8 protein-coding genes and 3 tRNA genes are annotated in these 6529 nt (G+C 46.4%); 7 read left to right on the top strand and 4 right to left on the bottom strand.

Going from position 1 to position 6529, the window contains the following annotated elements; translation table 11 throughout:
- The first annotated feature begins 169 nt into the window (after window positions 1–169).
- The 3 genes from ABF463_RS06505 to ABF463_RS06495 all read left to right on the top strand — a co-directional run bounded on the left by ABF463_RS06505 (window position 170) and on the right by ABF463_RS06495 (window position 1507).
- The gene (locus ABF463_RS06505; RefSeq protein WP_415532759.1) at window positions 170–724 is read left to right on the top strand and encodes a MarR family winged helix-turn-helix transcriptional regulator; all 555 of its coding nucleotides are present in this window, start codon (window positions 170–172) and stop codon (window positions 722–724) included.
- Between the two features lie 89 nt (window positions 725–813).
- Complete coding sequence (locus ABF463_RS06500) at window positions 814–1008, top strand: 4Fe-4S binding protein (protein ID WP_415532758.1); 195 nt, start codon at window positions 814–816, stop codon at window positions 1006–1008.
- 37 nt (window positions 1009–1045) lie between these two features.
- Window positions 1046–1507, top strand: coding sequence for a Fur family transcriptional regulator (locus tag ABF463_RS06495; RefSeq protein ID WP_415532757.1), 462 nt, complete (start codon window positions 1046–1048; stop codon window positions 1505–1507).
- Window positions 1508–1553: 46 nt separating this feature from the next.
- On the opposite strand, the gene ABF463_RS06490 is transcribed toward ABF463_RS06495, so the two are convergent.
- Both ABF463_RS06490 and ABF463_RS06485 read right to left on the bottom strand, forming a co-directional pair.
- The gene (locus ABF463_RS06490) at window positions 1554–1802 is read right to left on the bottom strand and encodes a hypothetical protein (RefSeq protein WP_415532756.1); all 249 of its coding nucleotides are present in this window, start codon (window positions 1800–1802) and stop codon (window positions 1554–1556) included.
- Window positions 1803–1839: 37 nt separating this feature from the next.
- The gene (locus tag ABF463_RS06485; protein ID WP_415532755.1) at window positions 1840–1965 is read right to left on the bottom strand and encodes a hypothetical protein; all 126 of its coding nucleotides are present in this window, start codon (window positions 1963–1965) and stop codon (window positions 1840–1842) included.
- 486 nt (window positions 1966–2451) lie between these two features.
- On the opposite strand from ABF463_RS06485, the gene ABF463_RS06480 reads away from it, so the two are divergent.
- Window positions 2452–3099, top strand: coding sequence for a hypothetical protein (locus tag ABF463_RS06480; protein ID WP_415532754.1), 648 nt, complete (start codon window positions 2452–2454; stop codon window positions 3097–3099).
- Between the two features lie 358 nt (window positions 3100–3457).
- Here the strand turns inward: ABF463_RS06480 and ABF463_RS06475 are convergent.
- Window positions 3458–3534, bottom strand: a tRNA-Val gene (locus ABF463_RS06475).
- Between the two features lie 160 nt (window positions 3535–3694).
- Between ABF463_RS06475 and ABF463_RS06470 the strand changes: the two genes are divergently transcribed.
- From ABF463_RS06470 to ABF463_RS06460, 3 genes are all read left to right on the top strand, one after another.
- Window positions 3695–3770, top strand: a tRNA-Phe gene (locus ABF463_RS06470).
- Window positions 3771–3828: 58 nt separating this feature from the next.
- A tRNA-Cys gene (locus ABF463_RS06465) sits at window positions 3829–3903 on the top strand.
- A gap of 80 nt (window positions 3904–3983) precedes the next feature.
- Complete coding sequence (locus ABF463_RS06460) at window positions 3984–5321, top strand: DNA recombination protein RmuC (RefSeq protein WP_415532753.1); 1338 nt, start codon at window positions 3984–3986, stop codon at window positions 5319–5321.
- An 81-nt stretch (window positions 5322–5402) separates the two neighbouring features.
- On the opposite strand, the gene ABF463_RS06455 is transcribed toward ABF463_RS06460, so the two are convergent.
- Window positions 5403–6398 carry an SPL family radical SAM protein gene (locus tag ABF463_RS06455; RefSeq protein ID WP_415532752.1) on the bottom strand — a complete coding sequence of 332 codons (996 nt, stop codon included), beginning with the start codon at window positions 6396–6398 and terminating at the stop codon, window positions 5403–5405.
- Window positions 6399–6529 lie beyond the last annotated feature (131 nt).

The raw sequence follows: 6529 nt of genomic DNA, 5'->3' as shown, positions 1-6529 counted from the left end.
TTGATTATATCGGCAGCTTTGGTCGTTTATTGAGTACAGGTTCTAAGCTTCTGTTCCACTAATTATTTCATTTTAATGTTAGGCGCCTAAATTAATACTTGACAGCCATGTGTATTCGTAGTATAACATATTTAGTTAGGAACCTTATTATAATGCGGAGGAATATAAAATGCTTAATAAAGAACCGATTGATACCATTAAACTTTATACGGCTATCCACCGTCTTGGCAGGCAAATGCACCGCTGTGCACATCGGATCGGACATGCGGAGGGATATTATCGTGAGCAATCGAGGCTGTTAATGCTCATTGCAGAAAACGATGGCGTCATTCAACGAGATCTTGCAGAAGAAATGGATGTACGTCCTTCCTCTATGACCGAAATGCTCTCTAAAATGGAACAGCTTGGCCTTGTGGAGCGCAGACAGGATGAAAAAGACCAGCGTGTCATGCACATTTTTCTGACGGAACAGGGTAAGAACGCTGCGAAAGCGTCTCAGAATGCGACAGAAGAAATGGCCAATACTTTGTTCGCGGGGTTAGCGGATGAAGACGTTGGAAAAATGCTAGAGCTTACCGAAAAGCTCTGTGCCCATTTGGATGCTATGGATTCTGCTGAATTGGCGCAGGGCGCTTCGCAGCACGGCCATCATCGCGGGTTTGACTATCCTCATGGCCACCACGGTTTCGGTCACCATCATCATCTAGGTTTCAGCCGCTTCTGAAAACATACAAGCGGGTCTCTTATCTCAAGTAATTCAGACTACTGGAGAGGGGTACCATGCGCAAATAATAGTTAGGAGCCTATATTATTATGGAGAATGTCAATAAACCTTCTTACATCATCCTGTCGGGAAAATGCGTCGGGTGCGGTCACTGCGCAAGAGTTTGTCCGCATAAGGCCATTCAAGGGCAGCATCGAAAGACATATGCAATTAATCCTTTGAAATGTGTTCGCTGTGGTAAGTGCATCCGAGCCTGTCGATTCGGCGCTGTCCAAAGAGGATAGTGAGCGTGCTGTCAAGTAGAGGAAGGCGATCGGTTTTATGTTACCTGTGACAACACAGCAAAAAGTAATTCGCCTGTTGGGTCAAAACGGTCATCGGCTGACTTCGCAGAAACAGACGGTGCTTAAAATATTATTTGAGCATGATAGGTCACACCTGACCGTCGAGGAAATTTACGGGTATGCAAAAGAAGAATCTTCCCGGGTTTCTATTGCAACGATCTATAAGACCATATCCTTTCTGGAGCAGGAGAATGTCCTCCATAAAATACGCATCGACAACAAACGCAATTGCTATGAGTTAATCCATCCCAATGAACCGGAAGGGCATCCGCATTGCATCTGTACAAAATGCTGCAAGACGATTGGAATTGTGGATGAATCTGTTATACGAATGCTCAGTGTCTGTGAACAGGCAATCAAAGTGCATTACCATTTTCAAATTAATTTGCAGGATATTCTTTACTATGGACTTTGTGAGGAATGCCGTAAAAAGTCTTAATGCAATATATTTGTTTACCATAGTAAATGCCCTACAGCAATTCCAATTAAGAAGGCAAGTACTGCAGCAGGCTGAACAGTTCCGTAAAGCTGTCCTCGTAATAGTTGGGCTGTACCTCGTGCTGGCTGTGAGGACTGATGGCGTTTTTACCGAATTTCAAACCAGCTGTGGTCAGCGCCTTGAATTTTTTGGTGCCACTTTTGGAACTGGGACGTGTGCGCTTTTCCAGAAAGCCATGTTCCAGCATCAGCTTGTTGAAGGTGGGCGCTTCCAGCGACAGATTAGCTGCTTTCAATGAGGAATTCAACGAAATCAATTTTGGATTCGTTAAGTTATTTGATATACCCCTGTATATCTCGCATCAAATGCGCGTGGTCTTTCCTCACAACCTGTGCCACTTCGCGGCTATTGACGACCTCCGTGCCGTCTTGGTTGAATACAGTAAGATTTGTTTCCATGTGGGATGCCTCTATTAAACTAATCCGGTATAATATTATCTTTTAAACTGATAATATTATACCGGATTGGATTTTTATTGCAGTGTTTACTCTATAAATTTATTATGGTATCCTTAGTACAAGTAAGCGTGGAGTTTCAGGCGGGGGGATAATATGTCCACTTTTTCAGACCGGTTAAAGCAGTTGCGTATAGACAAAGGTGAAAATCAAAGCGATTTGGCGAGGTTACTCGGCGTATCTGTGTAAAGTTACTCTGCCTACGAGGGGGCACGTGAACCAAAATATGAACTGCTCTGCAAATTGGCAGTTCACTTTGACGTGACTGTTGATTATTTGTTGGGTATGTCCAATGCCAAAAAACCAGATGCGGCGGATGTGATGAAGATCATAGGTCTATCAGAAAAAGCTATAGAAATCCAGAACTAAAGATAAACCGCGTATGCGGGTTTATATATAGAAAAATAAACTTAGTCAGAGGATGGAAAAATGAGAAAAGTATCGATTATTTCAATCACATGTGTATTACTTGTAGGAGTTATCTTTTTGGCTGGATGCCAAACACAATTGTCTCCCAAAGACACCGTAACTACATATTTTAAAGCAATAAAATCCCTTAACATTGCCACTATGGAGAGCCTATCGGTTAATGGGACATCAAGCGATCTTGAATCATTGATAAAACGCTCAAGCAGCTCAATGACAAGCTCTGATATTCAATCCGGGGAAAATATTTACAAAGCAATATTCAATAAAGTTGACACCAAAATCGAAGGAGATCCAACGGTCAAAGACAACAGCGCATCCGTAAAGGTAAAGATTACCGCACCAGATGCTAAAAAAATATTACAGGATATCATGTCTGAGGAAATTTCAAAGGCTTTTGCAAATGCACTCAATAGTTCTGCGGGCAGCCAAGACACTGAATCCGAAATAATGAACGAATTTCAAAATAAGATCAGCCAGCCAGATGTGAGTTTGACTACTACTGAAATGAATTTACAGCTTGTGAAGCAGAAAGATAAATGGAAGGTTAAAACGACCGATAATCTGATCGATGCGATGACCGGTAATATGATCTCTTATGCAAAGGATTTAAGTTCCTTGGCCAGTAGCTCCAGTTCTGCTAATTCGTAATTTAAGATTCTCTATCCTTATTCGCAGGGCGTTGGATATTGACCCAAATGGCACTACAAAGGTTCCTAAGTCCGCAGCCTCCATCCTACACGCTCAACGTGAGCAATCCCATCACATATTGGGCAGATAAACGTGATCTCTCCGTGCATCAGAGCGACCAATGCAGCCGTGCAGAATTTTATCATGCTGTGCATGTCATAATTCATGATGACATTCCTGCGATGAGTATAGCAGGGTCGGGAAGGGATAAACAGCAAAGTGCGCAGTTGTTGCACCGTTGTTGCGCTTGACGATTTTATTGCAAAAATAAAAACCGCCTACCATAGCCAACAGTCGGCTTAGGTAAGCGGTTTTCGTTTGGTGGGAACAGTTGGGCTCGAACCAACGACCCCCTGCTTGTAAGGCAGGTGCTCTGACCAGCTGAGCTATGCTCCCATACATCACGCGATAATAGCGGCGCTGTTTATTGTACTATAAAGAAAAGAAAAAGTCAATTCAAATATACACACTTTAAGAAAATCCTTGACACATGCCAAATGCTTGATATAATAGTGTACATGCTTTGCACATACAAATGGTCATGATGCTTTGACACGCCTCTGTAGCTCAGTCGGTAGAGCAGGGGACTGAAAATCCCCGTGTCGGTGGTTCGATTCCGCCCGGAGGCACCAACGGTTTTCATTTGCAAGAGTTAGTACTGTGGCTTTTGCAGAGTTATACCGGTACTACGGCGCCATAGCCAAGCGGTAAGGCAAAGGTCTGCAACACCTTTATTCCCCAGTTCGATTCTGGGTGGCGCCTCCAATCATGTAAAAAGCAGCCATGGTTTCCATGGCTGCTTTTTGTTGCCGATTTAAAATGCTGTAAAAGGGAAAGGTGATTTCATGTTGACAGCCATCTTGTTTTTTTCAGTAATCGCTGTGGGGCTGTCGGCGTTTACACTTGTGGCCACATTGTTAAAATCTTCTGGGCAAAGCGGGGATACCCGCCGTATGGAAGCGCTTCGGCAAGATGTTTTGGAGCAACTCCGTGCAGCGCGCGCAGAGACTGGCGTTTCGATTCAGACCAGTATTAAAAATTTGAGCGACATCCTATCCGGCATTCAGGAACAGGCTGTTGCCGCTGAAAACCGGCGGTTTACACAGATGAGCGGGCAGCTGTCATTACGGCAGGATGCATTGCAAAAAACCGTGGGCGAGCTTGTAACGGGGGTTGACAAACGCATTGCGAATTTCTCTGTGCAAAATGAATTAAAACTGGAGGGCATCCGTGCGTTGATGGAAAACCGCCTTTCCGCTATACGGGAAGACAACGCAAAGCAGTTGGAATTGATGCGTCAGACAGTGGATGAAAAACTGGAAAAAACATTGACCGAACGAGTCGGCCAGTCGTTTCAGCTGGTGAACGAGCGGTTGGAGCAGGTGTATAAAGGGCTGGGTGAAATGCAGACCATTGCCGCCGGTGTGGGCGATTTGAAAAAAGTGCTTTCCAACGTGAAGACACGCGGGGTGCTGGGCGAAGTGCAGCTTGGCGCGATCTTACAGGAAATCTTACCCCCTGAACAATATGCAGCCAATGTGGCGACGCGACGCGGCAGCACAAATGTGGTTGAGTATGCCATCAAGCTGCCGGGTGCGGAAGACGATACGGTCTGGCTGCCGGTGGACGCCAAATTTCCCGCTGATGCATATGCCAAATTGTGCGATGCATACGATATAGGCGACAAGGCTCTGGTTGCACAGGCGGGTGCAGAACTGGAACAGCGCATTAAATTGTTTGCGAAAGATATCCATGACAAATACATTGAACCACCGCAAACCACTGAGTTCGGCGTGATGTTTTTGCCGTTTGAGGGTTTGTATGCCGAGGTGGTGCGCCGCGGTCTGCTTGAAACGCTTCAGCGTACTTATAAGGTCACTGTGGCAGGACCCGCCACCATGGCGGCGTTGTTGAACAGCCTGCAAATGGGATTTCGCACACTGGCTATTCAAAAACGATCAGGTGAAGTCTGGCAGGTGCTTGGTGCGGTCAAAACGGAATTTGAAAAATTTGCCGGAGTGCTTTCGGCAACCCAACAACGCTTGGAGCAGGCAAACCACGAGCTTGATCAACTGGTAGGGGTGCGCACACGGCAGATTCAGCGCAAACTTAAAGATGTGTCCGCTTTGCCGGATGCGGACAGCCATGCACAACTGGATGATGTATCCGCTAAGGCGGAATGACAGATCAGACCGACTGCCTTCAAACGGGATGTTCAATGTGGATGTCATGTATCTGTTGCCAAGACATGTGCGGCATGCGTTTTAGACGACGTAGAGGATGGGGACGCCGGGCAGCTTTTTCGAAAGCAATTCCCGGAGATAGGACTCTCCTTCCGCGCGAAGCGGGTCACGGTAACAATACTTGCCGCGTCCGCGTCCGGTCATTTGTGAGGGGTCGTACAGGTCTACGGCGTTTGGGAATGCCTCGCTGTTGATGGCACGATGCACATAACTGTATGTCATAAAAATGATTTCAATGAACAACTGTGCTTTGACTTTTTCACTCAGTTCGTCCGCGAGCCGGTTGATGAGATCCGCATAGAGCGCACGCCAGTTGTCTGTCAAAATGATGGGTGCCAGCAGCATCCCAACGGGATAACCCGCGTCACATAACAGGTTCATTGCCTGAATGCGGCGCTCAAGCGGGGAAGTACCCAATTCGATTTTCTGAATAATAGACGGCGGGTTGATGCTCATACGCACGATGACCCGCCCCTTGTGTTCGAGCGGCAGCAAGGGCTCTACCATATCAAATTTCGTGGGAAACGTGAGCCGTCCTTTTGGACTTTCGGTAAATGCATGGATTGTCCATGGCAGGTTGCCGGTGATGGTGTTTTCCAGGACCAAATCGCTGTTGCTGCCGATTTCAAACACCAGTTCTTTTTCAGCGCGCGCAGCTGTGCGGATAAGGTTGTCCATCATCTCCTCGCGGTTGACAAATAGCCGCAGATAGGCACATTTATTGTAGCTGCATACCAGATAACAGTACAGGCACATGGCGCTGCACCCGGAAGACGTATACGGTACCAGAAAATCGGATACCTTATGGTTGGGCACAAAGCGGAGGGATTTGCGTACACCGACGATCAAATGCCGCTTCATCTGCGGAAATGCCGTGTTGGGGTTGCGCCGCAGGGTCTCGATGTTGTTGTGATTCTCGATGGGTATCCATGGCACATCTGCAAACTTTGTTTTCAATTGTTTGCCAAGCGGATAGGAGAACACGCTCGGTTCATAGTAGACGATATCGGGTTTCAAACAATCTCCCCCTTCTTATGACAGATAGTATGTCCCGTTTTATCCATTGCCGCCTATCCGCTTGCATGATGGGCGGCAATCGCGTATACTTATCATAGCGTTCGTATCGGTTCCTGTTCAGCCGGTGTTTG

This window comes from Ethanoligenens sp. (assembly GCF_047718355.1).
Taxonomy (GTDB): Bacteria; Bacillota; Clostridia; order Oscillospirales; family Ethanoligenentaceae; genus Ethanoligenens.
Note: the sequence above shows the minus strand (reverse complement) of the source record. Positions and strands in the feature narration are given on the sequence as shown.